Consider the following 19,406-nt stretch of genomic DNA (forward strand, 5'->3'; position numbering starts at 1 on the left):
TCCTTGGACCGCACCGCACGGCCGCACGACGGCGCCCCGCGCGCCGCCGTGCTCGGTTCCCCGATCGCGCACTCCCTCTCCCCGGTGCTGCACCGCGCCGCGTACGCCGCCCTGGGACTTTCCGAGCGGCGCTACGACCGCTTCGAGGTCGACGAGGTGGCGCTGCCCGGCTTCGTGGCCGGCCTCGACCCGGCGCAGTGGGCCGGGCTGTCGCTGACGATGCCGCTCAAGCGCGCGGTCATCCCGCTGCTCGACGCGGTCAGCGACACCGCCGCCTCGGTGGAGGCGGTCAACACCGTCGTGTTCGGCGCCGACGGGCGGCGGCACGGCGACAACACCGACATCCCCGGCATGGTCGCGGCCCTCGCCGAGCACGGCGTCACCTCGGTGCCGTCGGCCGCTGTGCTCGGCGCGGGCGCCACCGCGTCGTCCGCGCTCGCCGCCCTCGCCCGGATCTGCACCGGCGGGGTCACCGCCTACGTACGCGGCCCGGCCCGCGCCAAGGAGATGATCCGCTGGGGCGAGCGGCTCGGGGTGGACGTGCGCACCGCCGACTGGAGCGCCGCCGCCGACGCGCTGGCCGCGCCGCTGGTCATCGCCACCACCCCCGCGGGCGCCGCCGACCACCTGGCCGCCGCGGTCCCGGCCGCCCCCGGCACCCTCTTCGAGGTGCTCTACGAGCCGTGGCCGACGCCGCTGGCGGCCGCGTGGTCCGCCCGCGGCGGGCAGGTCGCCTCCGGCCTGGACCTGCTGGTCCACCAGGCCGTCCTCCAGGTCGAGCAGCACACCGGCCGCGCGCCCGCCCCGCTCGCGGCGATGCGGGCCGCGGGCGAGGCGGCGCTGGCCGCCCGCGGCGGTCCGCTCCCCGGACAGGCGTCCTGACCCGCGGACGAAACGTGGGAGGATCGGCCCACAGGCACGGCCGTTTTCCAGGGAGCACCGTTGAGCAGATTGCGCTGGCTGACCGCGGGGGAGTCGCACGGACCCGCACTCGTCGCGACGCTGGAAGGACTGCCCGCCGGGGTGCCCGTCACCACCGCGATGGTGGCGGACGCGCTGGCCCGGCGCCGGCTCGGCTACGGCCGCGGCGCCCGGATGAAGTTCGAGCAGGACCAGGTCACCTTCCTCGGCGGCGTACGGCACGGCCGGACCATGGGCAGCCCCGTCGCGATCATGGTCGGCAACACCGAGTGGCCCAAGTGGGAGCAGGTGATGGCCGCCGACCCGGTCGACCCGGAGATCCTGGCCGGCCTGGCCCGCAACGCGCCGCTGACCCGCCCCCGCCCCGGCCACGCCGACCTGGCCGGCATGCAGAAGTACGACCTCGACGAGGCCCGCCCGGTGCTGGAGCGCGCCAGCGCCCGCGAGACCGCGGCCCGGGTCGCGCTCGGCGCCGTCGCCCGCTCCTACCTCAAGGAGACCGCGGGCATCGAGATCGTCTCCCACGTCGTCGAACTGGCCGCGGCGAAGGCCCCGTACGGGGTCGTGCCGGTGCCCGCGGACGAGGCGCGGCTGGACGCCGACCCGGTGCGCTGCCTGGACGCCGACGCGAGCAAGGCGATGGTCGCCGAGATCGACCAGGCCCACAAGGACGGCGACACCCTCGGCGGCGTCGTCGAGGTGCTGGTCTACGGCGCCCCGGTCGGCCTCGGCTCCCATGTGCACTGGGACCGGCGGCTGGACGCCCGCCTGGCCGGCGCGCTCATGGGCATCCAGGCCATCAAGGGCGTCGAGGTCGGCGACGGCTTCGACCTCGCCCGGGTGCCCGGGTCCAAGGCGCACGACGAGATCGTGCCCGGCCCCGACGGCATCCGCCGCGCCAGCGGCCGGTCCGGCGGCACCGAGGGCGGCATGAGCACCGGCGAGGTGCTGCGGGTGCGCGCCGCGATGAAGCCGATCGCCACGGTGCCGCGCGCCCTGGCCACCGTGGACGTCGTCACCGGCGAGCCCGCGCAGGCCCACCACCAGCGCTCCGACGTGTGCGCGGTGCCCGCCGCCGGGATCGTCGCCGAGGCGATGGTCGCGCTGGTGCTCGCCGACGCCGTCGCGGAGAAGTTCGGCGGGGACTCCGTCGCGCAGACGCGGCGCAACGTGCGGGACTTCCTCGACCACCTGGCCATCCGGTGACCGCGCCCGTCGTCGTGCTGGTCGGCCCCCCCGGGGCGGGCAAGACCACCGTCGGCCGCGCCGTGGCCGCGCTGCTCGGCGTCGCCTACCGCGACACGGACGAGGACGTCGTCCAGGCCGCGGGCAAGCCGATCGCGGACATCTTCGTCGACGACGGGGAGCCGCACTTCCGCGCGCTGGAGCGGGCCGCCGTCGCCGCCGCGCTCTCCGAACACGACGGGGTGCTCTCCCTCGGCGGCGGCGCCGTGATGGACGACGGCACCCGCGCGCTGCTCGCCGGGCGGCCCGTCGTCTTCCTCGACGTCAGCCTGCACGACGCGGTGCGACGGGTCGGCCTGGACGCCCCCCGCCCGCTGCTCGCGATCAACCCGCGGCAGCGCTGGCGCGAACTGATGGAACAGCGCCGCCCGCTGTACACCGAGGTGGCCCGCGCGGTGGTCGACACCGCGGACCGCGGCACCGACGAGGTGGCGGCGGCGGTATTGGACGCACTGGAACTGAAGGACGCATGAGTCACGACGAAGCGCGCGAGACCAACGGCGGGGGCGACCAGGAGTGGAGCGGCGCGACACCACCCACCCGTATCCAGGTCGGCGGCACCGCCGGCACCGAACCGTACGAGGTACTGGTCGGCCACCAGCTGCTCGGCGAACTGCCCGGGCTGATCGGGCCGAAGGCGCTGCGCGTGGCGGTGCTGCACCCCGAGGCGCTCGCCGGCACCGGTGAGGCGATCCGGCAGGACCTGGCCGAGCAGGGCTACCAGGCCGTCGCGATCCAGCTGCCGAACGCCGAGGAGGCCAAGACCGCCGAGGTCGCGGCGTACTGCTGGAAGGCGCTCGGCCAGACCGGGTTCACCCGCAGCGACGTGGTGGTGGGCGTCGGCGGCGGCGCCACCACCGACCTCGCCGGGTTCGTCGCCGCGACCTGGCTGCGCGGGGTGCGCTGGATCGCGGTGCCCACCACGGTGCTCGGCATGGTGGACGCGGCCGTGGGCGGCAAGACCGGCATCAACACCGCCGAGGGCAAGAACCTCGTCGGCGCCTTCCACCCGCCGGCCGGCGTGCTGTGCGACCTGTCCGCGCTGACCTCGCTGCCGCGCAACGACTACGTCAGCGGCCTCGCCGAGGTGATCAAGGCCGGCTTCATCGCCGACCCGGCCATCCTCGACCTGGTGGAGTCCGACCCGCAGGCCGCGAGCGACCCGGCCGGCCCGCACACCGCCGAACTCGTCGAGCGCGCCATCCGCGTCAAGGCCGAGGTGGTCTCCGCGGACCTGAAGGAGTCCGGGCTGCGCGAGATCCTCAACTACGGCCACACCCTCGCCCACGCCATCGAGAAGAACGAGCGCTACAACTGGCGGCACGGCGCCGCGGTCTCCGTCGGCATGGTCTTCGCCGCCGAACTCGGCCGCCTGGCCGGGCGGTTGGACGACGCGACCGCCGACCGGCACCGCGCCGTGCTCGGCTCCGTCGGGCTGCCGCTGACCTACCGCGGCGACCAGTGGCCGCGGCTGCTGGAGACCATGAAACTCGACAAGAAGTCCCGCGGCGACCTGCTGCGCTTCATCGTCCTGGACGGCCTGGCCAAGCCCACCGTCCTGGAGGGCCCCGACCCCGCGGTCCTGCTCGCCGCCTACGGTGAGGTGACCGCGTGACCGCCCGCCCCGTGCTGGTGCTCAACGGCCCCAACCTCGGCCGCCTCGGCTCCCGCGAGCCCGACGTCTACGGCTCCACCTCGTACGCCGGCCTCGTCGAGACCTGCCGGCAGCTCGGCGCGGAACTCGGCCTGGACGTCGAGGTCCGCGAGACCAACGACGAGGCCGAACTCATCGGCTGGCTGCACGAAGCGGCCGACGGCAAGGTGCCCGTCGTCATCAACCCGGGCGCGTTCACGCACTACTCGTACGCGATGCGCGACGCCGCGGCGCAGCGCACCGCGCCCCTGATCGAGGTGCACATCTCCAACCCGCACACGCGGGAGGAGTTCCGGCACACGTCGGTGCTCTCCGCGGTCGCCTCCGGGGTCGTCGCCGGGTTCGGCATCGGTTCCTACCGGCTGGCGCTGCGCGCGGTGGCCGAGGAAGCGGCGGGCTGACCGCCCGGGCGGCACCCCCGTCCAGGGGTGCCGCCCCATGAAGGGTTCCCTTGCGGGCAGGGGTGGTTGGGCGAGAGCCGGGGCGCACGGTACCGTTCAAGCGCGGCGCGCCGTGGTCACACAGAGCGAACCGCACAGACCTCGGGTACGGGATGGAGTGGCCGACATGCAGCACGCCGTGGGGGCGCCCCAGCCGCCCGGCCCGGGTCAGGGCCCCCCGCCCCCGCCGGGCCCTGCGCCCGCACCGAGCCAGACCGGCAGCACCGGTCACTTTCCGATGCCGCCGCCCGCCCCCGTGCAGGCGCCCACCGCCCCCGCGGGCGGCTCGCTGCCCGGGGCCGCGCACGGCCCCATAGCGGTGCTGCTCATCGGCGCGGCCGGCGCGGGCAAGACCACGATCGCCCGGCACTGGGCCGACCACCGCGGCGTCCCCACCGCCCACATCAGCCTCGACGACGTACGGGAGTGGGTCCGCTCCGGTTTCGCCGACCCGCAGGCCGGGTGGAACGAGAACTCCGAGGCGCAGTACCGCCTCGCCCGCCGCACCTGCGGCTTCGCCGCGCGCAACTTCCTCGCCAACGGGGTGTCCTGCATCATCGACGACGCGGTCTTCCCCGACCGGCCCACCGTCGGACTCGGCGGCTGGAAGCGGCACGTGGGGCCCGGGCTGCTGCCCGTCGTCCTCCTGCCCGGCCTCGACATCGTTCTCACCCGCAACGCCGAACGCTCCGGCAACCGCCGGCTCTCCGACGAGGAGGTCGCCCGTATCCACGGGCGCATGGCCGGCTGGTACGGCTCCGGCCTCCCCATCATCGACAACTCCCACCTCGACGTCGAAGCGGCCTCCGCGGCCCTCGACCGCGTAGTAACCCGCAGCCTCCAAGGCCCCCCCATCTGGTAACACGGCCCCCCTCCCGGCACGCACTTGCCCCCGGGCCCCTTACGGTGCGTGCCTGTCTGCGGGTGCGCTGTGGTTGTTCGCGCCCCTGGGCATGTGCGGCCTGCACCCGGCGACGGCGAGCAACCGCAACAAGGGGCGCGGGGAACTGCGCGCCCAGCCCACCACCGCCCGGCGCCCGGCGGCCAAGCAGAAACCCCCGCGGCGGGGGCCGGGGACCGTCCCCCCAAGAGAAGGTCCCGGGGGGAGGGGTGGGGCTGGGCGGGGGGTCCTGTTACCCCCGGAGGGACTCGTGGGGAGGCCAAGCCGCGAACCGCGTCGTAGGCTCGCGACATGGCGGAGGTGCATACGGTACGCAGAGCACGACTGCGGGAGCGCTGCGCCGCGGCAGACGCGGCCGCCGCGCTGGTGACGCTGCCCGCGAACGTGCGGTACCTGACCGGCTGCGCCCCGCCCGGCGCGGCCCTCCTGGTCGGCCCGGGCGCCGACGACACCCTCGTCCACCTGCGCCCCCCACCGGACGACACCACGCAGCCCACGGACGATCTGCGCAACGTCGTGCTCCCCTCGCCGGAGGCGGACGCCGCCGTCGCGGCCGCGGACCTCGCCCGCCAGCAGCACGCCGACGGCCTCGCCGTGGAGGAGCACCACCTCACCGTCACCCGCCACCGCGCCCTGCGCTCCGTGGCGCCGCAGGTGCACCTCACCGACCTGGGCGGCGCCGTCGAACAGCTCCGCCTGATCAAGGACGAGCACGAGATCGCCAGCCTGCGCATCGCCGCGGAGATCACCGACCAGGCCCTGGGCGAACTGCTGGAGTCGATCCTGGTCGGCCGCACCGAACGGCACCTCGCGCTGGAGCTGGAGCGCCGCCTCGTCGACCACGGCGCCGACGGCCCGGCCTTCGCCACGTGCATCGGCACCGGCCCGCACTCCGGGGCGGCCCGCCACGTCCCGACCGACCGCCGCGTGGAGGAGGGCGACTTCCTCACCGTACGACTCGGCGCGTGCTACCACGGCTACCGCTGCGAGGTGAGCCGCACCTTCGTGATCGGCAGCGCCCCCGCCTCCTGGCAGATCGAGCTGTACGACCTGGTGTTCGCCGCCCAGCGGGCCGGCCGCGAGGTGCTCGCACCCGGTGTGGCCTGCCGCGACGTGGACCGCGCCACCCGTGATCCGCTGCGCGCGGCGGGCCACGAGGAGGGCCTTGCGGCATGGACCGGACACGGTGTCGGCCTGGAAATCGACGAGGACCCTCAGTTGTCACCCGCGGCCGTGGGTAAACTGGACGCTTGCGTGCCGGTCACCGTCGAACCGGGAGTCCACCTTCCGGGCCGCGGCGGTGTCCGCATCGGCGACACACTCGTCGTACGCCCCACGGCGGACGGCGGACCCGAGCTACTCACCATCACGACCAAGGAACTCCTCGCGCTGTGACCACCCCGTGGTCGGGCCGGGCGGCACGTCCTCGGTCCCGAAGCAGCACTTTCAGGAGATTCCGCAACCGTGGCCACCACGAACGACCTCAAGAACGGCCTCGTGCTCAAGCTCGAGGGCGGCCAGCTCTGGACCGTAGTCGAGTTCCAGCACGTCAAGCCCGGCAAGGGCCCCGCCTTCGTGCGCACCAAGCTGAAGCACGTGCTCTCCGGCAAGGTCGTCGACAAGACCTTCAACGCCGGCCTCAAGGTCGAGACGGCCAACGTCGACAAGCGCGGTATGCAGTTCTCCTACAAGGACGGCGCCGACTTCGTCTTCATGGACACCGAGACGTACGACCAGATCATCGTGAGCCCCGAGGTGGTCGGCGACGCCGCGAACTACCTGCTCGAGGGCTTCGACGCGGTCGTGGCGATGTACGAGGGCTCCGCGCTCTACGTCGAGCTGCCCGCCTCGGTCGAGCTGGTCATCGACTACACCGAGCCCGGTGTGCAGGGCGACCGCTCCACCGGCGGCTCCAAGCCCGCCCGCCTGGAGACCGGCTACGAGATCGCGGTGCCGCTCTTCATCACCACCGGTGAGAAGGTCAAGGTCGACACCCGCACCGGCGACTACCTCGGCCGGGTGAACAGCTAACCGTGGCTGCCCGCAACAAGGCCCGCAAGCGCGCGTTCCAGATCCTCTTCGAGGCCGAGCAGCGGGGCGCGACTCCCACGGTCGTGATGGCGGACTGGATTCGGCTCGCCCGGACCGACGACCGGCAGCCGCCGGTCACCGCGTACACGATGCAGCTCGTCGAGGGCTACACCGCGCACGCCGAGCGGATCGACGAGCTGATCGCCGGGTACGCCGTCGGCTGGACGCTGGACCGGATGCCGACCGTGGACCGCAACGTGCTGCGGCTCGGCACCTACGAGCTGATCTGGGAGGACGACGTGCCCGACGCGGTCGTCCTCGACGAGGCGGTGCAGCTCGCGAAGGAGTTCTCCACGGACGAGTCGCCGTCGTTCGTCAACGGCCTGCTGGGCCGGCTGATGGAGCTGAAGCCCACCCTGAAGCGGTAACCGGACCCGCCGGGGCCGTGCTTTCCGCCGGCTCCGGGACCACCTGCCGGTGGTGGGCCGCCCGCACCGCTCCCCGACGCCCCTCGGGGTGCCGTCCGCCACCTGAGGACGGCACCCCTGAGGGGCGCCGGCGTCTCCCGCGCCCGGAAAACCCGGTGCGGTCGGCGCGACCGCTGCCCTACAGTCGGTCGCGCCAGGAGCCGTTGGAGACGCGAGAGGGGAGCAGGCCGTGCGCCACCGCACTGCTGCCACTGTTCCCCAGGCCGGCCACGAGGTGCTGCTTCTGTCCACCTCCGCCCGGTGCCCGCTGCGCGCCCGGCACCGGAAGTCCGCGACGACGGCCTGACGTCCGTACACCCGACGTCCGCACCACCCCCGGCACCACCCGGCCCGGCCGTGCCGTCCGCGCATCGCGCTGCCCTGTTCAGGACCCGTCCCGAAAGGCCCGACGGCCATGCGCAGCACCCCGCTTCTCCGTACCCCCGTTCCGCGTACGCCTCTTCCCCGCCCCGCCGGCCCCCTCGCCGCCGTACGCAACCTCGGCATCCTCGCCCATGTCGACGCCGGGAAGACCACCGTCACCGAGCGGTTCCTCTTCCTGACCGGCGCCACCCATAGGCGCGGCGAGGTGCACGACGGCACCACCGTCACCGACTTCGACCCGCAGGAACGCGACCGCGGCATCACCATCTTCGCCGCCGCGGCCAGTTGCGACTGGGCCGGCCACCGCATCAACCTGATCGACACCCCCGGGCACGTCGACTTCGCCGACGAGGTCGAACGCTCCCTGCGGGTGCTCGACGGCGCGATCGCGGTGTTCGACGCGGTCGCCGGAGTGGAGCCGCAGAGCGAGTCGGTGTGGCGGCAGGCCGACCGGCACGGCGTGCCGAGGATCGCGTTCGTCAACAAGCTCGACCGGGCCGGCGCCGACCTGGACGCGGCCGTGGCGTCGATCCGGCAGCGGCTGCACCCGGTACCGCTGGCCGTACAGCTGCCGATCGGACGCGAGGACGGCTTCACCGGCGTGGTGGACCTGGTCGCGATGAACGCGCTGACCTGGGACGACGCCGGACGGATGGCCGTGGGCGCGGTACCGGACGGGCTGCTGGTGGAGGCCCGGCGGCGGCGCCGGCTGCTGGAGGAGGCCGTCGCGGAGCTGCACCCGGAAGCGCTGGAGGAGTTCTGCGCGCACACCGCGCTGCGGGACGGGACGCTCGCCGCGGCCCTGCGCGACCTCACCCGCGGGGGCGGGGCCGTGGTGGTGCTGTGCGGCTCGGCGTACCGCAACCGCGGGATCGAGCCGCTGCTCGACGCGGCCGTGGCCTACCTGCCCTCGCCGCTGGACGTACCGCCGGTGCGCGGCACGTCCGCCGGGCGGGGGAGCGCGGCCGGGCCGGAGGGCGCCGAGGAGCGCCCGGCCGACCCCGAAGCGCCGTTCGCGGGACTGGTGTTCAAGGTGAACTCGACCGCCACCGGGCGGCTGACGTTCCTCCGGGTCTACTCGGGCACGCTGCGGAAGGGGGACACGGTGCTGGACGCGGGCGCCGGACGCACCGAGCGGGTCGGGCGCATCCTGCGGGTGCGGGCCGACCGGCACACCGAGTCGGAGCAGGCGGTGGCCGGCGACATCGTGGCCGTCGTCGGCGTGAAGGCCGCGCGCGCCGGGGCGACACTGTGCGCGCCGGCGGCCCCGCTGGTGCTCGAACCGCCCTCGGCGGCCGAGCCGGTGGTGTCCGTCGCGGTCGAGGCATGCCGCAGCGGCGACACCGGGCGGCTGGCGGTGGCGCTGGCCCGGCTGGTCGAGGAGGACCCGTCACTGGTGGTGCGGACCGACCCGGAGAGCGGGCAGACCGTGCTGTCGGGGAGGGGCGAACTCCACCTGGAGGTGGCGGTGGAGAAGATCCGCCGCGCCCAGGGGCTGGAGGTCGCGGTCGGCCGGCCGCAGGTCGCCTACCGGGAGACGGTCGTCCGCGGGGTGACCGGTGTGGTGTACCGGCACGTCAAACAGGACGGCGGCGCCGGGCAGTTCGCCCATGTCGTGCTCGACGTCGAGCCGCTGCGGCCCGCCGCCGGGCAGGGGGAAGGAGAGCAGGACGGTACGCAGGAGGGGTTCGTGTTCGTCTCGACGGTGGTCGGCGGGCGGGTGCCGCGGGAGTACGTGCGCGCGGTGGAAGACGGCTGCCGCGACGCGCTCGCCGAGGGCCCGGTCGGCGGGCACCCGGTCACGGGGGTGCGGGTCACGCTCACCGACGGGGCGACCCATCCCAAGGACTCCTCCGAGACGGCCTTCCGTGCCGCGGGCCGCTTCGCGCTGCGGGCGGCGCTGCGGGCCTCGGCGGCGGTGGTGCTGGAGCCGCTGGTCGAGGTCACGGTGACCGTGCCGGACGACGCGGTCGGCGGTGTGCTCGGCGACTTCGCGGCCCGGCGCGGCCGGGTCACCGGCTCCACCGCCCGCGCGGGCACCTCCGTGGTCACCGCTGCGGTGCCGCTGGCCGAGCTGTTCGGCTACGCGACGCGCTTGCGCAGCCGTACCCGGGGCCGCGGCACCTTCACCACCTGCCCCGCCGGGTACGCCCCGGCCCCGGCAGGCGCGGCGGGTGCCGGGAGCTGACGGTCAGTACACGGCGGCTCCGCCCGGCCGGGAAAGGCCCAGCCGCCCGGGCGGAGCCGCCGGAAACGCCCGCGCCCGGCGCGGCGGCCCGTGAGGGGCGCCGCGCCGGGCGCGGGGACGTTTCTGCAACGGCGATGCCGCTTGAGCGGTCAGCTCTCCTCGTGCTGCACCGCTCGGCGGGCGTCCGCGTCGAGGACGCCCCACGAGATCAGCTGCTCGGTCAGCACCGAGGGCGACTGGTCGTAGATGACCGCGAGGGTGCGCAGGTCGTCCTGGCGGATCGACAGCACCTTGCCGTTGTAGTCGCCGCGCTGGCTCTGGATGGTGGCCGCGTAGCGCTGGAGGGGGCCGGCCTTCTCCGGCGGGACCTGGGACAGCCGCTCCAGGTCGAGCACCAGCTTCGGCGGCGGCTCGGCGGCACCGCCGGGCGTGGTCCCGGGCAGCAGCTCCTGCACCGGGACGCCGTAGAAGTCGGCGAGCTCGGCGAGGCGCTGCACGGTCACGGCGCGGTCGCCGCGCTCGTACGACCCCACGACCACGGCCTTCCAGCGGCCCTGGGACTTCTCCTCGACGCCGTGCAGGGACAGGCCCTGCTGCGTGCGGATGGCACGGAGTTTTGCTCCGAGCTGTTTGGCGTAATCGCTGGACATATGGCTCCCCGGACGGAAACTCGGTGACTCACTGTGAGGTTACGCAGCGTAATCCGGGCTCGTCAAGCGGAAAGCGTCCGACCGGGCCCTGACCTGGGCCGTCCCGGTCGCCTGGTACGGTGGGGGACGTACTTCCAGACGTCCTTTAAGGCCCGTCCCGTGAGGCGGGGAAGGAGGTCCCCGACCCATGGTCGACGACCGCAGCACCACCACGAGCACGGCACCCGGCGGCAGCGCCAGAGCCGAAAGTGCCGGCACCGCCCGCCCCGTGCTCGAAGCCCCGGACATCGCCCGGGTGCTCACCCGCATCGCCCACGAGATCGTCGAACGCGCCAAGGGCGCCGACGACGTGGTGCTCCTCGGCATCCCCACCCGCGGGGTCTTCCTCGCCCGCCGGCTCGCCGACAAGCTCGCCGAGATCACCGGCCGAGCCGCCGCCGTCGGCTCGCTCGACATCACGATGTACCGCGACGACCTGCGGCTGCACCCGCCGCGCGCGCTCGCCCGCACCGACATCCCCGGCGACGGCGTCGACGGCCGCCTGGTGGTCCTCGTCGACGACGTGCTCTTCTCCGGCCGCACCATCCGCGCCGCCCTCGACGCGCTCGGCGACATCGGCCGCCCGCGCGCGGTCCAGCTCGCGGTGCTGGTCGACCGCGGCCACCGCGAGCTGCCGATCCGCGCGGACTACGTCGGCAAGAACCTGCCCACCTCGCTGCGCGAGACGGTCAAGGTGCTGCTCGCGGAGGAGGACGGCCGCGACAGCGTGCTGCTCGGCCAGAAGGACCCGGGCCCGCGCGCGGGCCACACCGCGGACGGCTAGCGCCCTTCGCACGGCGGCCCGCGCCCGCACCCGCCTGCGGCGCCGCCCGCGCCGGAGCCCGCAGCGCACCGCCGCACCCGGCTGCGGCACGCCCCGGCCGCGCCGCCGGACCGCACGCCGCGCCCCGCCCCGCGCGCCCGCCCCTGCCCGTATCGACCGAGCCCGCACGCCCGGCCGACCGCGCCCGGGTGCGAACCCCCACCGCACCCGCCCGCCCGGCCACCCAGCCCCCGGAGCCCCCTGCATGAAGCGCCACCTGATCTCGGCCGCGGACCTCACCCGCGACGACGCCATCCTCGTCCTGGACACCGCCGAGGAGATGGCCCGCGTCGCCGACCGGCCGATCAAGAAGCTGCCCACCCTGCGCGGCCGCACCGTCGTGAACCTCTTCTTCGAGGACTCGACCCGCACCCGCATCTCCTTCGAGGCCGCCGCGAAACGGCTGTCGGCCGACGTCATCAACTTCTCCGCCAAGGGCTCCTCGGTCTCCAAGGGCGAGTCGCTGAAGGACACCGCGCTCACCCTGGAGGCGATGGGCGCCGACGCGGTCGTCATCCGCCACCACTTCTCCGGCGCCCCGCACCGGCTGGCCACCTCCGGCTGGATCAACGCCTCCGTGGTCAACGCCGGCGACGGCACCCACGAGCACCCCACCCAGGCCCTGCTGGACGCGCTGACCATGCGCCGCCACCTCTCGGGCGTCGGCCGCGGCCTCGACGGCCGCCGGATCACCGTCGTCGGCGACGTGCTGCACAGCCGGGTCGCCCGCTCCAACGTGCAGCTGCTGACCACCCTGGGCGCCGAGGTCACCCTGGTCGCGCCGCCGACGCTGCTGCCGATCGGCGTCGAGACCTGGCCCTGCACGGTCTCCTACGACCTGGACGCGGTGCTCGCGACGTCCGACGCGGTGATGATGCTGCGGGTCCAGCGCGAGCGGATGAACGCCGCGTTCTTCCCCACCGAGCGCGAGTACGCCCGCCGCTACGGCCTGGACGGGCTGCGGATGGCGGCGCTGCCCGAGCACGCGATCGTCATGCACCCCGGCCCGATGAACCGCGGCATGGAGATCACCGCCGAGGTCGCCGACTCGCCCCGCTGCACCGCCGTCGAGCAGGTCGCCAACGGCGTCAGCACCCGGATGGCCGTGCTCTACCTGCTGCTCGGCGGCTCGGAGCCGGCGATCGCCCCGGCCCGTACCGAGCCCGCCCCACCCGCCGAGCCCGCCCGGCCCGCCGTCAGCAGCGCGGCCGGCACCGCCACCGAAGCCGCCCGTACCGAGGAGAGCAAGTGACGATGAGCAAGATCCTGATCCGCGGTGCACGGCTGCTCGGCGGCGAGACCCAGGACGTCCTGATCGACGGCGAGAAGGTCGAGGCGGTCGGCGCCGGCCTGTCCGGGGAGGGCGCCGACGTCGTCGATGTCGTCGACGGCACCGGCCGCATCCTGCTGCCCGGCCTGGTCGACCTCCACACCCACCTGCGCGAACCCGGCCGCGAGGACTCCGAGACGGTGCTGACCGGCACCCGCGCCGCGGCCGTCGGCGGCTACACGGCCGTACACGCCATGGCCAACACCTTCCCCGTCGCCGACACCGCGGGCGTCGTGGAGCAGGTCTGGCGGCTCGGCAAGGAGTCCGGGTACTGCGACGTGCAGCCGGTCGGCGCCGTCACCGTGGGCCTGGCCGGCAAGCAGCTCGCCGAGCTGGGCGCGATGGCCGACTCCGCCGCCGGGGTGCGGGTCTTCTCCGACGACGGCAAGTGCGTGGACGACGCGGTGATCATGCGCCGCGCGCTGGAGTACGTGAAGGCGTTCGACGGCGTCGTCGCCCAGCACGCCCAGGAGCCGCGGCTGACCGAGGGCGCCCAGATGAACGAGGGCACCGTCTCCGGCGAGCTCGGCCTGACCGGCTGGCCCGCGGTCGCCGAGGAGTCGATCATCGCCCGGGACGTGCTGCTCGCCGCGCACGTCGGCTCCCGCGTGCACATCTGCCACCTGTCCACGGCCGGCTCGGTCGAGATCGTCCGCTGGGCGAAGTCCAAGGGCTGGGACGTCACCGCCGAGGTCACCCCGCACCACCTGCTGCTCACCGACGAACTGGTGCGCAGCTACGACCCCGTCTACAAGGTCAACCCGCCGCTGCGCACCGAGGCCGACGTGCTGGCGCTGCGCGAGGCGCTCGCCGACGGCACCATCGACTGCGTCGCCACCGACCACGCCCCGCACCCGCACGAGGACAAGGACTGCGAGTGGTCCGCGGCCGCCATGGGCATGGTCGGCCTGGAGACCGCGCTGTCGGTGGTGCAGCACACCATGGTCGACACCGGGCTGCTGGACTGGGCCGGCGTCGCCGACCGCATGTCGGCCCGGCCCGCGGCCATCGGACGGCTCGAAGGACACGGCCGGCCGATCGCCCCCGGCGAGCCCGCCAACCTGGTGCTGCTCGATCCCGCATACCGTGGAACCGTCAACCCCGCGGACTTCGCCTCCCGCAGCCGCAACACCCCCTACGCGGGGCGCGAGCTGCCCGGCCGGGTCATCGCGACCTTCCTGCGGGGCCGTGCGACGGTCATGGACGGGAAGCTCACGTGACGACTCTGACAGCGCTGGCGGCCACCGCCGCCGAGGGCGGCAAGCACTCCGCGAAGGTCACCCACTGGACCGACCGGCTCGGCTGGATCGTCGGCCTGGCCCTGGTGATCGGCCTGGTCTACTGGCTGATGCGGCAGGGCTGGCAGTGGCGCCGCACCCTGCAAGGCGGCCTGCCCGAGTTGCCGCCCGCCCCCGCCGAGGCCGCCGAACTGGGCGCACCGCTGCTGGTCGCCGACGGCCGCTACCACGGCTCGACCACCGCCGGGCAGTGGCTGGACCGGATCGTCGCGCACGGTCTGGGCGTACGCAGCAGGGCCCGTCTCACCCTGACCGCGCGCGGCCTGCTGGTCGAGCGCACCGGTGCCCCCGGCTTCCTGGTGCCGGCTGCCGCCCTGCGCGGCGCCCGGCTGGACCAGGCCATCGCGGGGAAGGTGCTGCCCGAAGGCGGCCTGCTGGTCGTCACCTGGGAGCACGGCGGCACCCTGATCGACTCCGGCTTCCGCGCCGAGCACGCCGCGGACCACCCGGCCTGGGCCCAGGCGATCACCGAGCTGAGCGGCGACCGGGCCGTGACATTCACCACCGAAGCCGTGGCAACGACCACCGAAAAGGAAGGCGCACGATGACGACCTCCACCCGGGCGGCCACCGCGCCCGCCGTACTCGTACTGGAGGACGGCCGCATCTTCCGCGGCCGCGCCTACGGGGCCGTGGGGGAGACCTTCGGCGAGGCCGTGTTCTCCACCGGGATGACCGGCTACCAGGAGACCCTGACCGACCCGTCCTATCACCGCCAGGTCGTCGTCATGACCGCCCCGCACGTGGGCAACACCGGCGTCAACGACGAGGACCCCGAGTCCCGCCGGATCTGGGTCGCCGGCTACGTGGTGCGCGACCCCGCCCGCGTCCCGTCCAACTGGCGCTCCCGGCGCTCCCTGGACGACGAGCTGTCCGCGCAGGGCGTGGTCGGCATCAGCGGCATCGACACCCGCGCCCTCACCCGCCACCTGCGCGAGCGCGGCGCCATGCGGGTCGGCATCTTCTCCGGCCCCGCGCTCCAGACCGGCCCGGCCGACGACCCCGCCCTGGTGGACCGGGTCCGCCAGGCCCCCCAGATGACCGGCGCGGACCTGTCCGCCGAGGTCGCCACCGCCGAGTCCTACGTCGTCCCCGCGATCGGCACCAAGCGCTTCACCGTCGCCGCCCTCGACCTGGGCATCAAGGGCATGACCCCGCACCGCCTGGCCGAGCGCGGCGTCGAGGTGCACGTGCTGCCGGCCACCGCCACCGTCGAGGAGGTCTACGCGACCAACCCCGACGGGGTGTTCCTGTCCAACGGCCCCGGCGACCCCGCCACCGCCGACCTCACCGTCATCAAGGCGGTCCTGGAGCGCGGCACCCCGCTGTTCGGCATCTGCTTCGGCAACCAGCTCCTCGGCCGCGCCCTGGGCTTCGGCACCTACAAGCTCAAGTACGGCCACCGCGGCATCAACCAGCCCGTGCAGGACCGCGCCACCGGCAAGGTCGAGGTCACCGCGCACAACCACGGCTTCGCCGTCGACGCCCCCCTCGACCAGGTCAGCGACACCCCGTACGGGCGCGCCGAGGTCAGCCACGTCTGCCTCAACGACAACGTCGTGGAGGGGCTGCGGCTGCTCGACAAGCCCGCCTTCAGCGTCCAGTACCACCCCGAGGCCGCCGCCGGCCCGCACGACGCCGCCTACCTGTTCGACCGCTTCACCGCTTTGATGAGCACCGTCTCGATGGAGGGCCAGCGTGCCTAAGCGCACCGATATCCAGTCCGTCCTGGTCATCGGCTCCGGCCCGATCGTCATCGGCCAGGCCGCCGAGTTCGACTACTCCGGCACCCAGGCGTGCCGGGTCCTGAAGGCCGAGGGCCTGCGGGTCGTCCTGGTCAACTCCAACCCCGCCACGATCATGACCGACCCGGAGATCGCCGACGCCACCTACGTCGAGCCGATCACCCCGGAGTACGTCGAGAAGATCATCGCCAAGGAGCGGCCCGACGCGCTGCTGCCCACCCTGGGCGGCCAGACCGCGCTGAACACCGCGATCGCCCTGCACGAGAGCGGCGTGCTCGCCGAGCACGGCGTGGAGCTGATCGGCGCCAACGTCGAGGCCATCCACAAGGGCGAGGACCGCGACCTGTTCAAGGGCGTCGTGGAGGCGGTACGGCAGAAGATCGGGCACGGCGAGTCCGCCCGCTCGGTGATCTGCCACTCCATGGACGACGTGCTCGCCGGCGTGGACACCCTCGGCGGCTACCCCGTCGTGGTCCGGCCCTCCTTCACCATGGGCGGCGCCGGCTCCGGCTTCGCCCACGACGAGGCCGAGCTGCGCCGCATCGCCGGCCAGGGCCTGACGCTCTCGCCGACCACCGAGGTGCTCCTGGAGGAGTCCATCCTCGGCTGGAAGGAGTACGAGCTGGAGCTGATGCGCGACAAGCACGACAACGTCGTGGTGGTCTGCTCCATCGAGAACTTCGACCCGATGGGCGTGCACACCGGCGACTCGATCACCGTGGCGCCCGCGATGACCCTCACCGACCGCGAGTACCAGATCCTGCGCGACATCGGCATCGCGGTGATCCGCGAGGTCGGCGTCGACACCGGCGGCTGCAACATCCAGTTCGCGGTGAACCCCGAGGACGGCCGGGTCATCGTCATCGAGATGAACCCCCGCGTCTCCCGCTCCTCCGCGCTCGCCTCCAAGGCCACCGGCTTCCCGATCGCGAAGATCGCCGCGCGCCTCGCCGTCGGCTACACCCTCGACGAGATCCCCAACGACATCACCGAGCAGACCCCGGCGTCCTTCGAACCCACCCTGGACTACGTGGTGGTGAAGGTCCCGCGGTTCGCCTTCGAGAAGTTCCCGGCCGCCGACGCCAGCCTGACCACCACCATGAAGTCGGTGGGCGAGGCGATGGCGATCGGCCGGAACTTCACCGAGGCGCTCAACAAGGCGCTGCGCTCGCTGGAGCGCAAGGGCTCGCAGTTCGACTTCGCCACCCCGGTCGACCCGGCCGCCAAGGACGAGCTGCTGGCGGTCGCGGGCGTGCCCACCGACGGCCGGATCAACGCCGTGATGACCGCGATCCGGGCCGGCGCCACCCCCCAGGAGGTCTTCGACGCCACGCGGATCGACCCGTGGTTCGTCGACCAGCTCTTCCTGGTCAAGGAGATCGCCGACGAGCTGGCCGCCGCCGACCAGCTCGACCCGCAGGTGCTCGCCGAGGCCAAGCGGCACGGCTTCTCCGACGCGCAGATCGCCGCGATCCGCGACCTGCGCGAGGACGTCGTCCGGGAGGTCCGGCACACCCTGGGCCTGCGCCCGGTGTACAAGACCGTCGACACCTGCGCCGCCGAGTTCGCCGCCCGCACGCCGTACTTCTACTCCTCCTACGACGAGGAGACCGAGGTCGCGCCGCGCACCCGCCCGGCGGTGATCATCCTCGGCTCCGGGCCCAACCGGATCGGCCAGGGCATCGAGTTCGACTACTCCTGCGTGCACGCCTCCTTCGCGCTGCACGACGCCGGGTACGAGACCGTGATGGTCAACTGCAACCCCGAGACCGTCTCCACCGACTACGACACCTCCGACCGGCTCTACTTCGAGCCGCTCACCTTGGAGGACGTGCTGGAGATCGTGCACGCCGAGAGCGTCGCCGGCCCGATCGCGGGCGTCATCGTGCAGCTCGGCGGGCAGACCCCGCTCGGCCTGGCGCAGGCGCTGAAGGACAACGGCGTGCCCGTCGTCGGCACCTCGCCCGAGGCGATCCACCTCGCCGAGGACCGCGGCGCGTTCGGCCGGGTGCTCGCCGAGGCGGGCCTGCCCGCGCCCAAGCACGGCACCGCCACCTCCTTCACCGGCGCCAAGGCCATCGCCGACGAGATCGGCTACCCGGTGCTGGTCCGCCCCTCGTACGTGCTCGGCGGCCGCGGCATGGAGATCGTCTACGACGAGACCCGGCTTGCCGCGTACATCGCCGAGTCCACCGAGATCAGCCCGACCCGCCCGGTGCTGGTCGACCGCTTCCTCGACGACGCCATCGAGATCGACGTCGACGCGCTCTACGACGGCCACGAGCTGTACCTCGGCGGCGTCATGGAGCACATCGAGGAGGCCGGCATCCACTCCGGCGACTCCGCGTGCGCGCTGCCGCCGATCACCCTGGGCAGCCATGACATCAAGCGGCTGCGGGCCTCCACCGAGGCGATCGCCGCGGGCGTCGGCGTGCGCGGGCTGATCAACATCCAGTTCGCGCTGGCCGGGGACATCCTCTACGTCCTGGAGGCCAACCCGCGCGCCTCGCGCACCGTGCCCTTCACCTCCAAGGCCACCGCCGTGCCGCTGGCCAAGGCCGCCGCCCGGATCTCGCTGGGCGCGACCGTGGCCGAACTGCGCGCCGAGGGACTGCTGCCGGCCGCCGGCGACGGCGGCACCCTGCCGCTGGACGCGCCGATCTCCGTCAAGGAGGCGGTGCTGCCCTGGAGCCGCTTCCGCGACGCCGCCGGCCGCGGCGTGGACACCATCCTCGGCCCGGAGATGCGCTCCACCGGTGAGGTCATGGGCATCGACGCGGTCTTCGGCACCGCCTACGCCAAGTCGCAGGCCGGCGCCTACGGCGCGCTGCCCACCAAGGGCCGCGCGTTCGTCTCCGTCGCCAACCGCGACAAGCGGGCGCTGATCTTCCCGGCGCGGGCGCTGATCGAGCACGGCTTCGAGCTGCTGGCCACCTCCGGCACCGCGGAGGTGCTGCGCCGCAACGGCATCGAGGCGCGCGTGGTGCGCAAGCAGAGCGAGGGCACCGGACCGGACGGGGAGCCCACCGTGGTCACCCTCATCCACGAGGGCGAGATCGACCTCATCGTCAACACCCCCTTCGGCACCGGCGGCCGCCTGGACGGCTACGACATCCGCACCGCCGCGGTCTCCCGCGGCGTGCCGTGCCTGACCACCGTGCAGGCGCTGGCGGCGGCCGTCCAGGGCATCGACGCGCTCACCCGCGGCGACATCGGCGTGCGGTCCCTCCAGGACCACGCCGCGGCCCTGGAGCAGGCCCGGGCCCGGTAGCCGGCGCCGCGGCCCCGGTA

General features: G+C 73.9%; 17 protein-coding genes. 16 read left to right on the forward strand and 1 reads right to left on the reverse strand.

Annotated elements, in window-relative coordinates; translation table 11 throughout:
• Nucleotides 1-3 precede the first annotated feature (3 nt).
• The 10 genes from WA788_RS11870 to fusA all read left to right on the forward strand — a co-directional run bounded on the left by WA788_RS11870 (nucleotide 4) and on the right by fusA (nucleotide 10,231).
• The gene (locus WA788_RS11870; RefSeq protein WP_335975832.1) at nucleotides 4-882 is read left to right on the forward strand and encodes a shikimate dehydrogenase; all 879 of its coding nucleotides are present in this window, start codon (nucleotides 4-6) and stop codon (nucleotides 880-882) included.
• A gap of 60 nt (nucleotides 883-942) precedes the next feature.
• Complete coding sequence (gene aroC / locus WA788_RS11875) at nucleotides 943-2,127, forward strand: chorismate synthase (RefSeq protein ID WP_335975837.1); 1,185 nt, start codon at nucleotides 943-945, stop codon at nucleotides 2,125-2,127.
• Nucleotides 2,124-2,639 carry a shikimate kinase gene (locus tag WA788_RS11880; RefSeq protein ID WP_335975842.1) on the forward strand — a complete coding sequence of 172 codons (516 nt, stop codon included), beginning with the start codon at nucleotides 2,124-2,126 and terminating at the stop codon, nucleotides 2,637-2,639. The genes aroC and WA788_RS11880 overlap by 4 nt, the downstream gene beginning before the upstream one ends.
• Nucleotides 2,636-3,781 (forward strand): 3-dehydroquinate synthase, encoded by a 1,146-nt coding sequence (gene aroB, locus WA788_RS11885; protein ID WP_335975846.1) that lies wholly within the window; start codon nucleotides 2,636-2,638, stop codon nucleotides 3,779-3,781. Before WA788_RS11880 ends, aroB begins: the two co-directional genes overlap by 4 nt.
• Nucleotides 3,778-4,221, forward strand: coding sequence for a type II 3-dehydroquinate dehydratase (gene aroQ / locus WA788_RS11890; protein WP_335975850.1), 444 nt, complete (start codon nucleotides 3,778-3,780; stop codon nucleotides 4,219-4,221). Before aroB ends, aroQ begins: the two co-directional genes overlap by 4 nt.
• Before the next feature lie 166 nt (nucleotides 4,222-4,387).
• The gene (locus tag WA788_RS11895; protein ID WP_335975853.1) at nucleotides 4,388-5,122 is read left to right on the forward strand and encodes an AAA family ATPase; all 735 of its coding nucleotides are present in this window, start codon (nucleotides 4,388-4,390) and stop codon (nucleotides 5,120-5,122) included.
• Nucleotides 5,123-5,452: 330 nt separating this feature from the next.
• Nucleotides 5,453-6,556, forward strand: a complete 1,104-nt coding sequence (locus WA788_RS11900) for an aminopeptidase P family protein (protein WP_335975856.1) — start codon at nucleotides 5,453-5,455, stop codon at nucleotides 6,554-6,556.
• Between the two features lie 69 nt (nucleotides 6,557-6,625).
• Nucleotides 6,626-7,192 (forward strand): elongation factor P, encoded by a 567-nt coding sequence (gene efp, locus WA788_RS11905; RefSeq protein WP_335975862.1) that lies wholly within the window; start codon nucleotides 6,626-6,628, stop codon nucleotides 7,190-7,192.
• 2 nt (nucleotides 7,193-7,194) lie between these two features.
• Entirely contained in the window at nucleotides 7,195-7,620 is a 426-nt protein-coding gene (nusB, locus tag WA788_RS11910; protein WP_335975867.1) for a transcription antitermination factor NusB, read from the forward strand.
• 454 nt (nucleotides 7,621-8,074) lie between these two features.
• On the forward strand, nucleotides 8,075-10,231 hold the full coding sequence (gene fusA, locus WA788_RS11915) for an elongation factor G (RefSeq protein ID WP_335975871.1): 2,157 nt from the start codon (nucleotides 8,075-8,077) through the stop codon (nucleotides 10,229-10,231).
• Between the two features lie 149 nt (nucleotides 10,232-10,380).
• Here the strand turns inward: fusA and bldD are convergent, their stop codons facing one another.
• Nucleotides 10,381-10,881: a transcriptional regulator BldD gene (gene bldD, locus WA788_RS11920; protein ID WP_335975875.1), complete on the reverse strand. Its 501-nt coding sequence runs from the start codon at nucleotides 10,879-10,881 to the stop codon at nucleotides 10,381-10,383.
• A 187-nt stretch (nucleotides 10,882-11,068) separates the two neighbouring features.
• Here bldD and pyrR point away from each other — a divergent pair, with 187 nt between their 5' ends.
• From pyrR to carB, 6 genes are all read left to right on the forward strand, one after another.
• Nucleotides 11,069-11,704: a bifunctional pyr operon transcriptional regulator/uracil phosphoribosyltransferase PyrR gene (gene pyrR / locus WA788_RS11925; protein ID WP_335975878.1), complete on the forward strand. Its 636-nt coding sequence runs from the start codon at nucleotides 11,069-11,071 to the stop codon at nucleotides 11,702-11,704.
• Between the two features lie 244 nt (nucleotides 11,705-11,948).
• Nucleotides 11,949-12,995, forward strand: a complete 1,047-nt coding sequence (locus WA788_RS11930; RefSeq protein ID WP_335975882.1) for an aspartate carbamoyltransferase catalytic subunit — start codon at nucleotides 11,949-11,951, stop codon at nucleotides 12,993-12,995.
• A 2-nt stretch (nucleotides 12,996-12,997) separates the two neighbouring features.
• Entirely contained in the window at nucleotides 12,998-14,293 is a 1,296-nt protein-coding gene (locus tag WA788_RS11935) for a dihydroorotase (protein ID WP_335975885.1), read from the forward strand.
• A complete protein-coding gene (locus tag WA788_RS11940) occupies nucleotides 14,290-14,919 on the forward strand; it encodes a PH-like domain-containing protein (protein WP_335975888.1) in 630 nt (209 codons plus the stop codon). Before WA788_RS11935 ends, WA788_RS11940 begins: the two co-directional genes overlap by 4 nt.
• Nucleotides 14,916-16,076 carry a glutamine-hydrolyzing carbamoyl-phosphate synthase small subunit gene (gene carA, locus WA788_RS11945; protein WP_335975892.1) on the forward strand — a complete coding sequence of 387 codons (1,161 nt, stop codon included), beginning with the start codon at nucleotides 14,916-14,918 and terminating at the stop codon, nucleotides 16,074-16,076. The genes WA788_RS11940 and carA overlap by 4 nt, the downstream gene beginning before the upstream one ends.
• Complete coding sequence (carB, locus tag WA788_RS11950; RefSeq protein WP_335975897.1) at nucleotides 16,069-19,386, forward strand: carbamoyl-phosphate synthase large subunit; 3,318 nt, start codon at nucleotides 16,069-16,071, stop codon at nucleotides 19,384-19,386. The genes carA and carB overlap by 8 nt, the downstream gene beginning before the upstream one ends.
• Nucleotides 19,387-19,406 lie beyond the last annotated feature (20 nt).

Origin of the sequence: Streptomyces sp. CA2R106, from assembly GCF_037034245.1 — a bacterium.
Taxonomy (GTDB): Bacteria; Actinomycetota; Actinomycetes; order Streptomycetales; family Streptomycetaceae; genus Actinacidiphila.

Excerpts from the sequence above, each read along its gene's own strand:
- aroB (WP_335975846.1), top strand. The coding sequence starts at position 2,636 with ATGAGTCACGACGAAGCGCGCGAGACCAACGGCGGGGGCGACCAGGAG.
- WA788_RS11895 (WP_335975853.1), top strand. The coding sequence starts at position 4,388 with ATGCAGCACGCCGTGGGGGCGCCCCAGCCGCCCGGCCCGGGTCAGGGC.
- WA788_RS11900 (WP_335975856.1), top strand. The coding sequence starts at position 5,453 with ATGGCGGAGGTGCATACGGTACGCAGAGCACGACTGCGGGAGCGCTGC.
- fusA (WP_335975871.1), top strand. The coding sequence starts at position 8,075 with ATGCGCAGCACCCCGCTTCTCCGTACCCCCGTTCCGCGTACGCCTCTT.
- bldD (WP_335975875.1), bottom strand. The coding sequence starts at position 10,881 with ATGTCCAGCGATTACGCCAAACAGCTCGGAGCAAAACTCCGTGCCATC.
- pyrR (WP_335975878.1), top strand. The coding sequence starts at position 11,069 with ATGGTCGACGACCGCAGCACCACCACGAGCACGGCACCCGGCGGCAGC.
- WA788_RS11930 (WP_335975882.1), top strand. The coding sequence starts at position 11,949 with ATGAAGCGCCACCTGATCTCGGCCGCGGACCTCACCCGCGACGACGCC.
- WA788_RS11935 (WP_335975885.1), top strand. The coding sequence starts at position 12,998 with ATGAGCAAGATCCTGATCCGCGGTGCACGGCTGCTCGGCGGCGAGACC.
- carA (WP_335975892.1), top strand. The coding sequence starts at position 14,916 with ATGACGACCTCCACCCGGGCGGCCACCGCGCCCGCCGTACTCGTACTG.